Origin of the sequence: Chryseobacterium wanjuense, from assembly GCF_900111495.1 — a bacterium.
In the GTDB taxonomy this organism is placed as follows: domain Bacteria; phylum Bacteroidota; class Bacteroidia; order Flavobacteriales; family Weeksellaceae; genus Chryseobacterium; species Chryseobacterium wanjuense.
On record NZ_FOIU01000007.1, the window covers coordinates 39,688 to 53,529 of the forward strand.

A 13,842-nucleotide genomic window follows, 5' to 3' on the forward strand; every position below is an offset into this window, starting at 1 on the left:
AAGTTGCCTTTCTGCTATTAAAACGACCTTAAATGAGGCTTAAAAAAAAATTAAATTTGGGGTTATGGATTTGTAAGTCATTGATTGACAAATGGAATACAATTTGTCAGGCTGAGGCTCTCGAAGCCTTATTCATATATAAATCCTTCGACTGCTGCGCGCTCAGGATGACAGTCCTAATACAAAACTGTTTGAATTTTATGTTTAAAATTACTTTGTAGAGTTCAATAATGGAATGATGAAATAACGGTTGTCAGGCTGAGGTTCTCGAAGCCTTATTCATATATAAATCCTTCGACTGATACGCTCCGGATGACAGCCTGAATACTAAGTGTTTTAAAATTATTTATTAAAAATCACGCTGAATTGATTCACATTTTCATTGGGAGATAAATAGGTAATTTTAGCGCTGTGATATTCCAGAATTCTTTTGACAATTCGAAGACCAAGTCCGGAACCGGAAATATTTTGAGAATTATTGCCACGTTTAAAGGCTTCAAATAATTTTGTCTGTTCGTCCTGCGGAATTGTTTCTCCGCGAGAGATCACATCCACCGTAAGGTTTTCATTGGTTTCGGTGATCAGAACATCCACTTCGGTATCTTGGGAATAGACCGCTGCATTTTTAAACAAATTAATAAAAACAATATCCAATAAAGATTGAATTCCTTTAATCGTCAATAAAGCATTTTCGGAAGTCTCTTCTGAAATCAGGAAATCCATTTTAAGATTGGGATAGCTTTTTTCAACCGCTTCAAAAGATTCGAAAATCACTTCATCAATTCTCACCTCTTCATAAATACTCTGGATGTTTTCTTTATCAAATTTTGTAAGAAGCAGCAACGAATTCGTTAAATCTGATAATTGATAAACATCCTGCTGAATTTGTTTTAAAGAAGATAATGTTTCCGGAGAATGTTGTTCGAGCTTAATTAAATTTTCCAGCTGAAAAGCCATCCTGGTAATCGGAGTCCTGATTTCGTGGGATGCACTTGCCGTAAAATCCTTCTGCGACTGAAAGACATCATCCAGCCTGCCGATCATGGTATTGAAAGATCTTGCCAGTACATTAATCTCGTCATTAGAATCCCTTACCGGAACTTTCGTGGTCAATTTATGCGCCGTGACTTCCGAAATCTCCTGATTCAGGTCTTCTAAAGGTTTCAGGAACTGCCCCATAAAATAATAACTGAAAAAACCGATGAGAAGCGTACTCATGACATAAGCCGTGATCAAAAGGTATTTCAGATAGGATAGTTTTGATTTTCCGTTGCTATCGAGAGCACTGGTAAGAATATAATAATTTTCACCATTGATGGTTCGGAGGGCGGCGTAAATTTCGGGAACCGTCTTTTCGGAATAAATTACTTTTTTTTCGTCAAGTTCTTTTAATAGGCCATCATCCCAGGTTACATTTCTGTCTTTGATGGTACTGTAAATTAATTCCTTTTTATTATTAAAGATTAAAATCGTTTCATTTAAAAGAATATTATCCGAATTTTCATTAAAAAAAACGGGAGCTTCCTCTTCGAAGTCTTTTGATTTGGCAATAAAATGGGAAGTAAATTCGAGCCTTTGTCTGAATCTTTCTTTGAATTCATCTCGTCTGAAGTCATTAAAGGACATATAAATCACCGCCATTACAATACCAAAAAGCAATGAGAAGGCAATACTGAGATTGAGCGCGATCTTCCTTTTTAAAGACATCTGTTATAATGGACTTAAATAATACCCGAAACCGGAACGTGTATGAATAAGTTTAATTTTAAAATCTTTATCAATCTTTTTTCTTAAAAAATTAATATAAACCTCAACCGTATTCGTATTGGTGTTGAAATTGTGCTCCCAGACATGTTCCGTGATCTGCTGTTTCGACACTGTTCTTCCCTGAGCTTCCGCCAGATAAACCAGTAATTGGAATTCTTTCAGGGTCAGCGTGATTTCGTTTCCGCCTCGATATACTTTTTGTTCGGTTTTATTGATAATTAAATCATCAATCCTGATGATATCCTGGTCATTGTTTTCCGACGGAGCTTTTCTTCTCAACAAAGAATTGATGCGTAACAACAGTTCCTCAAACTGAAATGGCTTCACCAGATAATCATCAGCCAATCTTGTAAAAGCATCCTTTTTATCCGACAGATCTCCGTACGCCGAAATAATGATAATCGGGGTATTTTTATCGAAAGAACGAATGGTCTGGCAAACATCCAGCCCGTTTATCTTCGGAACATTGATGTCGAGCAGATACATATTGTACGTATTATTTTTTATCTGGCGAAGAAATGTTTCTCCGTCGTAAATTTTATCACACGTAAAATTATTTGACTCTAAAAACTTACAAAGTTCCGCCGAAAGAATAAGGTCATCTTCCAATAAAAGAATATTCATCGAGATATATTTTATACGAATTTAACGAAAATTTTTATGATTTTAATTGAATTGAAAACAGCACGCGGGTTTTACAAATGATTTTAATTGAATTTTAATTTATTTCAATTATTATGGGAGGTTTTGGTTAAAATTTGTGGGCTTTTTGTTTAAATATTAAAATTGAGTAGTTAGTATTCACACTGTCATCCTGAGCGCAAAGCTGTCGAAGGATTTATATATGAAAGGCTTCGAGAACCTCAGCCTGACAGCGGACATCAGTAATGATTTTAAAATCTACTTTTAGGGCAAAAAAAAATCCCGAAATAAATTCGGGATAATCATGAGAGCCAACTACGGGACTTGAACCCGTGACCTCTTCCTTACCAAGGAAGCACTCTACCGCTGAGCTAAGTCGGCATTAACTAAAAAAATCACACTAAAGAGCGTGATTTCTATTGAGCGGAAGACGGGGGTCGAACCCGCGACATTCAGCTTGGAAGGCTGACGCTCTACCAACTGAGCTACTTCCGCAATTTTGTTTCCAAAACTATTGGTAACGCTGTGCAAACTTAAGGAAAATCCTCTAATCATGCAACTTTTTTCTCTAATATAAAATGTGGGGAGAGCAGGATTCGAACCTACGAAGCCGAAGCAACTGAGTTACAGTCAGTCCCATTTAGCCACTCTGGAATCTCCCCAGACATAATATATTAAATGAGCCTCCAGAGGGATTCGAACCCACGACCCCGAGATTACAAATCACGTGCTCTGGCCAACTGAGCTATGGAGGCATTTTAATAAAATGGACTGAATGTTGTGAGAAACTCTACTCTACATCATTTCAGTAGTGAAAAAAAAATCACCCTAAAAAAGTGTGATATTCTTGAGCGGAAGACGGGGGTCGAACCCGCGACATTCAGCTTGGAAGGCTGACGCTCTACCAACTGAGCTACTTCCGCAATTTTGTTTCCAAAACTATTGGTAACGCTGTGCAAACTTAAGGAAAATCCTCTAATCATGCAACTTTTTTTCTCTAATATAAAATGTGGGGAGAGCAGGATTCGAACCTACGAAGCCGAAGCAACTGAGTTACAGTCAGTCCCATTTAGCCACTCTGGAATCTCCCCAAACATAATATATTAAATAGAGCCTCCAGAGGGATTCGAACCCACGACCCCGAGATTACAAATCACGTGCTCTGGCCAACTGAGCTATGGAGGCATTTAAAAAAAAGAATTCAAAAGATCGCTGTTCCCTTTTTGCGAGTGCAAATATAGAACGGATTTTTTGAATTCTCAAATTTTTTAATAACTTTTTTTAACTTTTTTCGCTACGCTAATTCTTTTTTCTTGATTAATAGCTTTTTAGCAGTATCAACACAAAGGTCTAAACTTTCTTCAAAGGTTGCGCATGTCTTTTTTACAACGATATCATCTCCCGGAACCACTAAAATAATTTCAGAAGTTTTGTTTAGTTTATCTGCATTATTTTCTACTTTTAAAAACACTTTACATTCTTGAATTTTGTCATAAAATGTATCAAGTTTGCTTACTTTTTTGTCAATGTGTGATTCTAATGGTTCGTGAGGTGTTAAACCAATTGAATGTACTGTGATCTTCATAATTCTTCTTTTTTTGAGGCTCGAGGGTGAGCCTGATTAAACACTTTTTTCAATTGTTCAATATTAGCATTCGTATAGACTTGAGTACTTGCAAGACTGGAATGTCCTAATATTTTTTTTACTTTGGAGATCTCCGCCCCATTATCCAAAACGTGTGTAGCAAAGCTATGACGAAGGATGTGAGGACTTCTTTTTTCTTTTGTTGTTATAAGACTAAGGTACTTATTAACCACCACATAAACAAATTTTTCGGTGAGTTTTTTACCTTTCTTATTCACAAAAAAATATGATTTATATTCTGTCTGTGGCTGCCGTATTTCCAGATAGCTTTTCAACAGATCTGATAAATCTGCGGAAATGGGAATTACTCTTTCTTTATTTCCTTTACCGATTATTTTCAGTTCATTTCCGTCTAAGTTAACATTCTCAAACATCATACCACAAAGCTCAGCTTTACGAATCCCGGTCTGATAAAGTACTTCCATGATGCATTTTTCCAGGATATCATGCATCTGTTCAAAGACTTTATCCGTAAGCGTCTGCATTTCCTCTTTAGAGATGGGAATTTGCTTTTCGGGATAAAATTTGAGGGAAGAAATACTTTCGGTGGGAGAAACTTTAATTTCGCCTATTTTAAGAAGGAAAAGATAAAAGCTACGAAGTGAGGATAATTTTCTATTGATACTTCTTTTGGAAATATTATTTTCGCTTAATTCTACGATAAAATTCCGAATGACCTTTTTATCTGCTTTGGAAATATCTTCTGAAGATTCTGTTTTGAGGTAGAAATGAGAAAAATCTTCAAGGTCTTTTTTGTAGCTTGTAATGGTATGAGGTGAGTACCTCTTCTCGAATTGTAAATATTCTAAAAACTTATTCAACATTGTTTCAGAGTATAAAAACAAAAATTCACTCCTCAAATATAACTATTTAAGAAGTGAATTTAGTATGCGAACTAAGAAAATTTTCTTAAGCCTGCTCTTCTTTGCTAAGTGCTCTTTGTTTGTGAGCAGCTTTAAGTCTAGCTTGTCTTAAAGTTACAGAAGGCTTGATAAACTGTTGTCTAGATCTTAATTGACGAACTGTACCTGTTTTATCAAATTTTCTTTTATATTTTTTTAATGCTCTATCGATGGATTCTCCATCTTTTACTGGAATTATTAACATATTTTACATCTCATTTTGGATTGCAAAAGTAGGAATTTTTTATTAATCTGCAAAAAACTTTATCAAAAAATGCTGTAGAATTTATTTAAATTAAAATTGAAATACGCTTAGAGTCTTTCATAAAACTATTTATGCTCAGGATCACAATTCTGACCATATCATTAATATTAAAAAAAGCTATAGGTAATATTAATGGTATTTGAACAAAAGTCTTATCTTTGCATCTACTTTATTCATGGGGTTGACTGGTTTCGACAGCAAGGTCAATGGGTAAGTAAGCATGCAGAGAACCGTAGCGCGATCTCTTTAATCCCTTGCTACAAAATTTTAACTGGCAACGAAGAGTTCGCTCTTGCAGCTTAATATCGAAGTATAGTAGATCAAGCGTTTTCCCGAAGATTTTAGTAGGGAAGCAAGATATTCCACAAATGCTCTGTTCTGCGGCGTTTGATCCTGGGATATAGGAATGCGGAAATAAGTCTCGTTTTTCTTCGCAACGAGATCGAAAACCTCAGAAGATAAGCTGAAAGTTGGGTGTCTGCTCTCTGCTTTCAGTCGAAAACCAATAGTAGAATAAGCATGTAGAAATCTTATGTATTGCTTGTTTGGACGAGGGTTCGAATCCCTCCAACTCCACTTAAAACCCTGTAAATTATTGATTTACAGGGTTTTTTATTTCAAGGTGCTATTTTAGGTGCCATTAATTTTCAATTCAATATAATTTGCACTGTTTGCGTAATATCGTTTTATAAGTTGCTGATATTATCTTATCAGCATCAATCATTCCACCATAATTAATCATAGTTTATATCATCAAATACCATTGCATAAACCTCCTTTACTAAAGTTATTATAGTAAGAAGATAGTTATAGAGAAAAATAAAGGATAATGTTTGTAAAAATAATAATACAATAGATTTTACTTTACTGTAGTCAATATCTCCCGTTTCAATAAATTCTTTGACTTCCTTAACAACTTGTAAACCTTGCAAATTTGCTTTCATTAAAAATATATATAGTAATAAAAAAACTATTGATATAATTGCAATAGCAACCGAAAACAAAATAAGAGTTGTAATTTGTTCTGTAAAATCTTTATATCTTTTGAGATAAGATTGGGCTTCATCACTTTGATTACGGCTCATCTGATTTTTTCTCTTGGAATAATTTTCAGTTACAACAAAAATTACAGAAAAAAGCAGACCGGAAAATATGCTAATTGCACTTATAATATTTGAAATGATGTCATTGTCAATAGTAACACTAAATAGTAAAAAGATAATTGAAAGCATTATAGGAAAAAAAAGATGCCAAAATATTGTATAGAATATCTTTGGACTTACTCGAATTTCAGAGAAGCCATCTTTTAATAATTCTATTAAATTAAATTTTGAAAACATTTAATTTTTATATCCTATTTCCCTTTTTATTTTATTCAGAATACCGTCTGTGAATTTTTTAATTTTCACATAATCATAATGATGTGTTTCATTTGATTTTATTTCATCGGGTAAGAATATTGTTGGTGTAATATCCAACGTCTTATTTATACCTACATTTGCTAAATGCCCGTCTTCATCCTTATAATAAGCTTTCAGGTCGTATCCGTTTTGTTCTGATATATCAAGATCTTCTAAGTTAGCACCAATTAATTTATTTATACCTTGACCTTTCAATTTGCTCCAAAAATCTGTAACGTTGTGTTTAAAACCACTTACTGTAACGGTGATTTTGAGATTTTTTTCATCTGCGAAAATTGGGTTAATTATTTTTCTTTTACCTCTTGAAATATTATCTTTAATAATTTTCATCTCGTAGACGTGGCTATTTTTGAGATATTGATCTTTTATATCTTTTGGAGTGAATGGTGAATAAACTAAAGTAAAACCGTAACCAGTAATAAATTTACGTAGTACTATCTTAAACAATTCCGAAACCGTATAATCCGAATAACTTTGTATCATTAAAATTCCGGAATTATGATCAAAAGGAGTCCAAAGTTTTACAAAAAACGGGACTGATGCAATTTGATCCAATCCTATCTTTCCTTTTTCTTCAATAGCATTATTTAAATCATAGATGGTTTCTAAGTTACCGATGCTTCCGCCAAAAATTTCCCCATCTATAATATTTTGAGTACTTCTGGGCGTGAAATTATTGTCATTTGTTGTAGAAATACTTTTAGTCCCTTTACCGTCAGTTTTAAATTTACCATCAAACAAGCCTCTGTAGTCAGAAATAAACTGTAAATATGCTTCTTCCTTCTCTTCTCCTATACTCTTAAACAGATCCTTAAAATTTAAAAATTCTTTAGATCTCGAATTTCGTTTCTTTATTGCAATTTTGAAAATTTCTAATTTTAAATTTTGTGCCATATATAGTTTTCCTTGGTTAAGTCTTCTTGTGGAATATTTTAAATTTGTTATTCAAAATAAACTCTTAAATCGCTCATATTTTCATTTTGAAAAATAATTTTCCTAATATCGTGTATAGAAAATTTATTTGGTAAGTTATCTGCAATTCTTTCTAGAAAAGGATTAGCTCTCTGATATGGAATTCCATATTCAAAAAGTTTATTCATAATAACAAGTGTTTCGTGAGTAGGATTATCTATACCTATAAATTTGGAATAAAACTGAGCTTTTTTCCTCTTAGCCTCAACAATGACTTCAGTAGGAATTAAATTTTTATTCGTATGTTTTTTGTACAAATCATCTACATCAATTATAAAATTAATTAACGGTATTATCTTGAATGGTAAAAAGCTGTAAATCATATCAATTAAAATTGATATAATTTGAGATTTGAATTTCTGTTTGTTTTTTGAATGTAATTCATTAACCATTGAACCAAATGTATTAAATCGGGAACTTAAAATTGTATTAAGACTATTTATATCTGTTCCGCCGATAAGTTTCCCTATTATACCGAGAAGAAGAACATTTTTCGTATTGGCTATGTACTCAAGTAAAATTGTAAATTGATTAACTGTAAAACCGTGATTGTTTAAGAGCGAAATAATTTCCTTTGAAGGAACATTAGAATAACTCGAATTTTCTAAATGTTTTTGTAATTTATCTTCGTGCGAAGTTTTACCTTCAGTATTTTTTTCTTTATCAAAATTTTCATCTCTATTTATTTCAATAATATCTGATTTATTTTCTAATAGGAATTCAATATTAATATTTTCATAAGATACGTTTGCATTTTCAAATTGTTTTTGATGCTTCTCAAAATAATATATATTTCCAACCTTATGCTCTCCTAATCTGCCCGCACGTCCAATTAAATTTTTATATTTGACTAAATTTTTATCTCCTAAAATATCTCTCGAACTGTATATATAGATATTTTTTGTAGGCGTATTAACCCCTTCAATGACAGAATTAGTAGCTAATACATTTTTTAGTTGGTTTGATTTGAAAAGATCAATTACTTTTTTCTGAATAAATTTAGGCATAGGACCATAATGTATACCAATACCAGATTTTAGAGCTTGAATAGGTAACCATTCCGAATGAAAATCTTCTTGTACTCTTTGTATCCAACTATCATTTAATTCAATCGAATTTTTGATTGATTTTAATTTTGAAAGATAAATTCTTTCTAATTCTTTGGGAGAATTAAAATATACAAGGTTTGTTATTTCGTTTTTTGATATTTCTTGATATATTGTTTGATCTAATTTTTTTATACTGTTAAAGCTCTTTGCTACAGGAGCATAATCAGATTTTAGAACTTGAAAAGTAAAATTTTCTAAACCTGTAATAGAATTAACTAATGGCATTAACAATATAATCTTTTCTGAGTTTTCTATTGTATCAATAAAAGAACGGTTTAAAATAACCTCTCTACTTCCTTTAATTGAATCTGTCAGTTTATAAGCCTCATCAATTACAAATAGATCAATTTTTTCTTTATAGAATCCCTTCAAATTATAATATTTTTCCTGAGTCCCGATGAAAATGCTCTTTTCAGAAATGACTTCTAAGCTTTTTACAGAATCAAAAATAATATAATCTAAAGCTGTAAAAAGTAATTTAAAATCATCCAACAATTCATCAGCCAAAGAATTTGTAGGAACAATAAATACAACTTTATTTGGTTGATTATTAAAAATAAACTCCTTAATCAACATTGTTTTACCAAAGCTGGTGGGAGCTGAAACAATGCACCGCCGGTTTTCAAGAATTCCATTATAGATTTTAAGCTGTTCAGAAGTAAATGAAATCTTCGAATTATGGCTCAGCTGGTTTGTTTCCTGAATAAATTCAAGTTGTTTGGAAAAAAAAGAATTGTCCAAATTTTCTTTATAGTATGGTGACAAATCATAGAGAAATAGATCTTCTAATTCTACTTTTATTTTTTTTTCATCAAGAATTTTTATAACTTCTTCACGATTATTCTGATTCAGTATTGTTTCTTCAGAGTTTATCACGATATTATTTCTTTAATTATTAAATCTAATGCTTTTCGTTGTGCTTTAAAGATCAATTCATTTTTTGACTCTATTGGTAGATGATATAAATGTATTTTATAATGAGTTGGAAAATTGGAAATAGCAACTTTATCAATCAGATTATAAGACGTATCATACTTTTTTATATCAGTTTCAGATGTATGCAGAACAAATCCAGATAATGTAAGAGGCATCTTTTTTATATCCTCAGATGTCTTTTCTGATATTTCTCCTGTAATACCCTTTAATATTATGACACTATCAGTATTTAAGATATTTTTTATATAATCTTCTAATTTACTTTTAAATGAAACATCTTTTATAATTTTACCTACACCTCCATATAATAAACTATAAAACTTTGCTTCACCTAAAACCAAACTACTATTCGAAAACATACAAACATCTGCTCCTGTAGAGATTTTAGTCAGATTTTCATTTACTGAGATAACACCTGTTACTAAGTCTTTATCTATATAATCTATATTTAATCTTGCCAATAATGCTTCAGCAAAAAAAGAATAATATGTTTCATTCTTATTGTCTGAAATAAACTTTCTGATTTCATCATCATCCACATCTTTCTCCCTGTTTTCAAACGAAGTTTCTATAAACCTTCGTAATTGCCTAAGTCTATCTTTTCGAGATAATGGTCTATCTTTTTGAAACAAATAATTAAGATTAGTTTCTTCATACATTATATCAAGAATATAGGAATCTAGATCTTCGAATGTCAAAGAATGTTCGTAAATAGAAAAATTATATTTTCCACAACTACTTTTTTTCTTTTCCGCAATACTAAAACTCATAAATCTATTTAATCAATTTTTCAGTAGACAAACGCAATCAAAGCAAATTTTGTCATTGGTTAGTCATTTTTTTAAGAAGTTATCAATAATATCTTCATTTTTTTAAAGCTTGAAAAATACTAAAAATAAAGGAAAAGAAAATACGGAAAACCATAAAACATAAATAATAAAAACAAGTAATTCAAAATTCCAATTACTTCTTTGAAATGAAAATCATTAGATACATTTCTATAAAGCTCTAAAATTCAAATATTTAAATAATATTTTATTCAAATACACAGTAATAAATGTAAAGTTTAAGCCAACTTAAAATATATTATTTACTTTAACTAGGAAGTTTTATGGATATAGATAAGCCTACTAAATCCATCAAATGATAAGTTATCATCAAACTTGGTAATAATATAATACCTGCATAAACTATTATTCCTCACAAAAAAATCCTAACTTTCGTCAGGATTTTTTACTTTTAATTTCTTTAATATCGTATTTCTTATCTGGGATCGGCTCATTAGGAAGAAAATCTTTTATGGAGCATCCTAATGCTATTGCAATTAGATTTAGATGGATTAAATTATATTTTGCTTTTTTAGATGGTGCTTCTATCTGTGATATAAATCCAATATTCTTCCCAATAGAAAGAGAAAGTTCCTCTTGGGTAATATTCTTTGATTCTCGTATTTCTTTAACACGTTTTATAACATATCTTTCTATTTCATCTAATGATTCATTCATAAATCAAAGTGAATGAAAAACATCAAAAAATATTATGTACTATAGTACATATTTTGTAAAATATTTTTATATTTGTAAAATAAGTTATTGAAATGTAACTTTGCGATACTTCAAAGAAATATAGAAGCTATTGCTTAGAATCTCGAACTGAAAACTGGTAATTTTTAATATGCGAGAGGATAAGTAAAGTAGCTCACGACCTAGGCGTGAGCTCACTTATCTGCATATAAGGTATACCAGTGCCCCAGTTCGGATATGTTGAGTTTCACGCCATTTATTTGGAGGCAAGATGTAGTGAGATAGTGAAGAAAATGGTACAGATAACTCATTCGGGTATCTAAGCAGTTCTTTTAGCAATAATTAAGCTGAAAAATACTGCTTATGAAGACAACAAACTCACAACCCAAAAAATTGACTGATTTTCAGCTATATGTACAGCTGAAAAAAGGTAATCCAGCCTCATTAGAACATATTCATTTAAGGTACAAAAGACTTCTCTTCTGGATCGGAAAACAAATGCTTGACGATGATTTTGTCGTGGAAACACTGGTGCAGGATACATTCCTTAAACTCTGGTTACACCGTGATTCCATTGAAACTCCAAATCATATTCTTGGCTTTTTGCGGTTTGTTTTGAAAAGAGATTGTATAACGTATTTCAACACTCCCAAAAATAAATTCGCACGATTAACGGCATCACTTGAAAATTTTGAGAACTATCAGGATTATCTTATAGGTTTTGATCCCCAGAATGATAAAGAGAATCTCCTCAATCAGGAATCTGAACAAAAGAAATTTGATGAAGTTAAAAAGGTTGTAAACGTACTCGATCCCAAAAGAAAACACCTTATTGAACTTTGTCTTGAATATGGTTTTCAATACAAACCAATCGCAGAAGCAATGGGAAGTAGTGTGACAAGCATCAGCAATGAGGTGAGCAGAGCTATAAATGATCTTCGGAAAATTCTTAATAGAAGTTCTCTAGAACTTCCAACGGAAAAAGCTTCCGGCAACAAAGAGCAAACTGAAAAACTCAGTAGTCAGCAAATCGACATTATAAATAGAAGATTTGAACAGAAATCTTCATTTGCAGTCATTGCTCGAGAACTCAAACTTTCTGAAAAAGAAGTCCATCAGGAGTTTCTTTGTGCTTATCAATATTTACAGAATCGAAATAACTCTGAAATAACTACCTGATATGGAAGAATCAACAATTACACTCACACGAAAAATTCAGTTATTGATCGATGTTCCATCCGATCAAAAAAATGAAATGTGGGAAAAACTTTATCGGTATCAGAACCGTTGTTTCCGAGCGGCAAACTTAATTTCTTCCCATTTATATATTCAAGAAATGATCAAGGATTTCTTTTACCTCACCGAAGAAATACAATACAAGTTAGTTGATGAAAAAAAAGATCAGATGGGAATGTTTAATCGTTCGAAAACTGGCACTACAGCACGAATGGTGTTTGATCGTTTCAAAGGGGAAATTCCGACAGATATTCTGGGAAGCCTTAACAATACAATTCAATCAACTTTCTCTAAAAACAAAGCCGATTATTGGCAGGGAGCAAAATCACTTAGAAATTATAAAAGAGACATTCCAATCCCACTTCCGGTTAAATGCATCAGCAAAATGAAATATGATCCTGATAAGAAAGCCTTTTGCTTCAATATGTTTGCGATTCCTGTCAAAACATACTTAGGAAAAGATTATACTGATAAGCGAGCGATAATGGAACGCCTGCTAAAAGGAGACATAAAGCTATGCACCTCACAGATCCAACTGAAAGACAGGAAAATATTCTGGCTCGCAGTTTTTGAATTTGAAAAGGAAGAGCATCTTTTAAACCCCGAAATTATTGCTGAAGCTTACCTATCTCTGGAACATCCAATAGTTGCAAAAGCAAACAATACGCGAATTAACATCGGCTCAAAGGAGGAGTTTTTGTATCGCAGGCTCGCAATTCAGGCAAGTCAAAAAAGGATTCAGGAGGGTATCGCCTATTCCCGTTCAGGAAATGGAGTAAAACGTAAACAGAAAGCATTGTACAAAACAGAAAATCTTGAAAGCAAATATGTAAGTCATAGGCTTCACCTATACAGCCGAAAACTTATCGATTTCTGTATCAAACAACAGGCAGGCACACTCGTTCTTAAAAATCAGGAGGACAAAATTGGGATTGCAAAAGAACAGGAGTTTGTAATTCGCAACTGGAGTTATTATGAATTGCAGACGAAAATAAAATATAAAGCAGAAAAAGCCGGTATCGAATTGATCATCGGATAGAAATAAAATAACGAGGGTGCTTGTACACCCGTAGGGTGAGGTCTTGAACACTCACTAAATACTTAACTGTATATACAACGGCGTGGGTTCTTTTTCTACCTCAAGATAGCATAGGAACATAGAAATATCTAACAATTATAAAGAAATTACTAACTTCCATTAAAGAGAAGATTTTAACTATCAAGAAGTAAAAATTTTCATAATATTTTTTTATTTAAATTAGTCAATACTTATAACTTAAAAAAAAATTATTAAAATTAAAACTCTATTCTTCTGTCATTCGTTTTAAATGTAATAGCCACGACTTTATCTGACAGTTAGGGGTTAAAAATAATTGTCAGTTATCCAATATTGTCCTTACTTCCAAAAGTAAGGATTTTTTGTT

The 13,842-nt window shown here is 31.9% G+C and carries 12 protein-coding genes, 7 tRNA genes and 1 other RNA gene; 3 read left to right on the forward strand and 17 right to left on the reverse strand.

From position 1 onward, the window contains the following. Positions 1–342: 342 nt before the first annotated feature. The 12 genes from BMX24_RS20815 to rpsU all read right to left on the reverse strand — a co-directional run bounded on the left by BMX24_RS20815 (position 343) and on the right by rpsU (position 5,161). Positions 343–1,707, reverse strand: coding sequence for an ATP-binding protein (locus BMX24_RS20815; protein ID WP_089796350.1), 1,365 nt, complete (start codon positions 1,705–1,707; stop codon positions 343–345). A 3-nt stretch (positions 1,708–1,710) separates the two neighbouring features. After that, positions 1,711–2,391: a response regulator transcription factor gene (locus tag BMX24_RS20820; RefSeq protein WP_089796352.1), complete on the reverse strand. Its 681-nt coding sequence runs from the start codon at positions 2,389–2,391 to the stop codon at positions 1,711–1,713. Positions 2,392–2,718: 327 nt separating this feature from the next. Further along, a tRNA-Thr gene (locus BMX24_RS20825) sits at positions 2,719–2,790 on the reverse strand. A 41-nt stretch (positions 2,791–2,831) separates the two neighbouring features. After that, positions 2,832–2,904, reverse strand: a tRNA-Gly gene (locus BMX24_RS20830). An 86-nt stretch (positions 2,905–2,990) separates the two neighbouring features. Next, a tRNA-Tyr gene (locus tag BMX24_RS20835) sits at positions 2,991–3,071 on the reverse strand. Between the two features lie 19 nt (positions 3,072–3,090). Beyond that, a tRNA-Thr gene (locus BMX24_RS20840) sits at positions 3,091–3,164 on the reverse strand. A gap of 95 nt (positions 3,165–3,259) precedes the next feature. Further along, positions 3,260–3,332: transfer RNA gene (locus BMX24_RS20845), tRNA-Gly, on the reverse strand. A gap of 87 nt (positions 3,333–3,419) precedes the next feature. Further along, positions 3,420–3,500 (reverse strand) — tRNA-Tyr (locus BMX24_RS20850). 20 nt (positions 3,501–3,520) lie between these two features. Then, a tRNA-Thr gene (locus BMX24_RS20855) sits at positions 3,521–3,594 on the reverse strand. A 109-nt stretch (positions 3,595–3,703) separates the two neighbouring features. Beyond that, entirely contained in the window at positions 3,704–3,994 is a 291-nt protein-coding gene (locus BMX24_RS20860; protein WP_089796354.1) for an HPF/RaiA family ribosome-associated protein, read from the reverse strand. Next, positions 3,991–4,878 (reverse strand): tyrosine-type recombinase/integrase, encoded by an 888-nt coding sequence (locus BMX24_RS20865; protein ID WP_089796355.1) that lies wholly within the window; start codon positions 4,876–4,878, stop codon positions 3,991–3,993. Before BMX24_RS20865 ends, BMX24_RS20860 begins: the two co-directional genes overlap by 4 nt. Before the next feature lie 85 nt (positions 4,879–4,963). After that, on the reverse strand, positions 4,964–5,161 hold the full coding sequence (rpsU, locus tag BMX24_RS20870) for a 30S ribosomal protein S21 (RefSeq protein ID WP_089796356.1): 198 nt from the start codon (positions 5,159–5,161) through the stop codon (positions 4,964–4,966). Positions 5,162–5,398: 237 nt separating this feature from the next. Here rpsU and ssrA point away from each other — a divergent pair. After that, positions 5,399–5,800: a transfer-messenger RNA gene (gene ssrA / locus BMX24_RS20875) on the forward strand. A gap of 155 nt (positions 5,801–5,955) precedes the next feature. Here ssrA and BMX24_RS20880 read toward each other — a convergent pair. The 5 genes from BMX24_RS20880 to BMX24_RS20900 all read right to left on the reverse strand — a co-directional run bounded on the left by BMX24_RS20880 (position 5,956) and on the right by BMX24_RS20900 (position 11,164). Continuing rightward, positions 5,956–6,561, reverse strand: a complete 606-nt coding sequence (locus BMX24_RS20880) for a hypothetical protein (protein ID WP_089796358.1) — start codon at positions 6,559–6,561, stop codon at positions 5,956–5,958. After that, entirely contained in the window at positions 6,562–7,536 is a 975-nt protein-coding gene (locus BMX24_RS20885; protein WP_089796360.1) for a hypothetical protein, read from the reverse strand. Positions 7,537–7,583: 47 nt separating this feature from the next. Beyond that, on the reverse strand, positions 7,584–9,599 hold the full coding sequence (locus tag BMX24_RS20890) for a DEAD/DEAH box helicase (RefSeq protein ID WP_089796363.1): 2,016 nt from the start codon (positions 9,597–9,599) through the stop codon (positions 7,584–7,586). Continuing rightward, complete coding sequence (locus BMX24_RS20895; protein ID WP_089796365.1) at positions 9,596–10,429, reverse strand: hypothetical protein; 834 nt, start codon at positions 10,427–10,429, stop codon at positions 9,596–9,598. The genes BMX24_RS20890 and BMX24_RS20895 overlap by 4 nt, the downstream gene beginning before the upstream one ends. A 453-nt stretch (positions 10,430–10,882) precedes the next feature. Next, positions 10,883–11,164 carry a helix-turn-helix domain-containing protein gene (locus BMX24_RS20900; RefSeq protein ID WP_089796368.1) on the reverse strand — a complete coding sequence of 94 codons (282 nt, stop codon included), beginning with the start codon at positions 11,162–11,164 and terminating at the stop codon, positions 10,883–10,885. Positions 11,165–11,545: 381 nt separating this feature from the next. Here BMX24_RS20900 and BMX24_RS20905 point away from each other — a divergent pair, with 381 nt between their 5' ends. Next, entirely contained in the window at positions 11,546–12,361 is an 816-nt protein-coding gene (locus tag BMX24_RS20905; protein ID WP_089796370.1) for an RNA polymerase sigma factor, read from the forward strand. Between the two features lies 1 nt (position 12,362). Next, on the forward strand, positions 12,363–13,457 hold the full coding sequence (locus tag BMX24_RS20910) for a hypothetical protein (protein WP_089796372.1): 1,095 nt from the start codon (positions 12,363–12,365) through the stop codon (positions 13,455–13,457). Positions 13,458–13,842 lie beyond the last annotated feature (385 nt).

Bases quoted from the DNA above. Each gene is read 5' to 3' on its own strand.
- BMX24_RS20815 (WP_089796350.1), bottom strand. From the start codon at position 1,707: ATGTCTTTAAAAAGGAAGATCGCGCTCAATCTCAGTATTGCCTTCTCA.
- BMX24_RS20820 (WP_089796352.1), bottom strand. From the start codon at position 2,391: ATGAATATTCTTTTATTGGAAGATGACCTTATTCTTTCGGCGGAACTT.
- BMX24_RS20860 (WP_089796354.1), bottom strand. From the start codon at position 3,994: ATGAAGATCACAGTACATTCAATTGGTTTAACACCTCACGAACCATTA.
- BMX24_RS20865 (WP_089796355.1), bottom strand. From the start codon at position 4,878: ATGTTGAATAAGTTTTTAGAATATTTACAATTCGAGAAGAGGTACTCA.
- rpsU (WP_089796356.1), bottom strand. From the start codon at position 5,161: ATGTTAATAATTCCAGTAAAAGATGGAGAATCCATCGATAGAGCATTA.
- BMX24_RS20880 (WP_089796358.1), bottom strand. From the start codon at position 6,561: ATGTTTTCAAAATTTAATTTAATAGAATTATTAAAAGATGGCTTCTCT.
- BMX24_RS20885 (WP_089796360.1), bottom strand. From the start codon at position 7,536: ATGGCACAAAATTTAAAATTAGAAATTTTCAAAATTGCAATAAAGAAA.
- BMX24_RS20895 (WP_089796365.1), bottom strand. From the start codon at position 10,429: ATGAGTTTTAGTATTGCGGAAAAGAAAAAAAGTAGTTGTGGAAAATAT.
- BMX24_RS20900 (WP_089796368.1), bottom strand. From the start codon at position 11,164: ATGAATGAATCATTAGATGAAATAGAAAGATATGTTATAAAACGTGTT.
- BMX24_RS20905 (WP_089796370.1), top strand. From the start codon at position 11,546: ATGAAGACAACAAACTCACAACCCAAAAAATTGACTGATTTTCAGCTA.
- BMX24_RS20910 (WP_089796372.1), top strand. From the start codon at position 12,363: ATGGAAGAATCAACAATTACACTCACACGAAAAATTCAGTTATTGATC.